The following is a 904-nucleotide window of genomic DNA, read 5'->3' on the forward strand; positions in this document are numbered from 1 at the left end:
TCACCTACAACTACGACTACGCCTATCCGATCGCGCTGGACCTGGACGGCGACGGGCTGGACCTGTCGGCGGTCGACAGCTCCAGCGTGGTGGTCAAGACGGCCGGCGGCGGGATTTCGCGGATCGGCTGGGTGGGCCCGAGCGACGGCTTCCTGGCGGTCGACCGTAACGGCGACGGGGCGATCAACCAGCTGTCGGAACTTTCGTTCGTGCAGGACAAGCCGGGCGCGACCAGCGACCTGGAAGGCCTGCGCACCTGGGACAGCAACGGCGACGGCTTGCTCGACAAGAACGACAAGGACTTCTCCAGGATCCTGCTGTTCGTCGACGCCAACCAGAACGGCCGCTCGACGGCCAAGGAACTGCGCACGCTTGAACAGGCCGGGATCGCGGCCATCAACCTGGGCGGCCTGGCCACCGGCCAGACCCGCGACCAGACCACTGAAAGCTTCGTGCAGAACACGATCAGCTTCATCTGGGCCGACGGCCGCACGGGCGAGGGCTACGACGTGGCCCTGGCGCGGCGGGTGCTGGGCTCGGAGGGGCTCTACGCTGGCGACTACCAGGCCGAGTGGGGCGCGGCCGACGAAGACGGCGAGCTTGGCCAACTGGCCAATGATCCGAAGACGGCGGCCAAGGCCGCGCGGATCAGGGCCCGCAAGGGCCTGCTGGACGCGATCGGAGCCAGCTACAACGAGGTCAAGGCCGCCGCCCAGCTGGACTTCAGCGATCACGACCGCGTCGACGCGACCATCGCCCAGCGCTGGACGAAGATGAGCGCCTCGGAAAAGGCCAGCTGGCTGACCGGCCAGCAGCCGAGCGGCAAGGTCCGGCTGATCTCGACGCAGCAGGCCCAGGCTAACGACCTTAACGCCGCTGCCAAGGCGCGCCAGGACGTGGTCGA

The 904-nt window shown here is 68.1% G+C and carries 1 protein-coding gene; it reads left to right on the plus strand.

What is annotated here, in order from left to right; genetic code table 11:
* The coding region (locus AC07NG_RS25670) for an SPM autocatalytic domain-containing protein (protein WP_494597218.1) at nucleotides 1-904 on the plus strand (904 nt) is incomplete at both ends.

This window comes from Caulobacter sp. GW821-FHT10C03 (genome assembly GCF_059415485.1).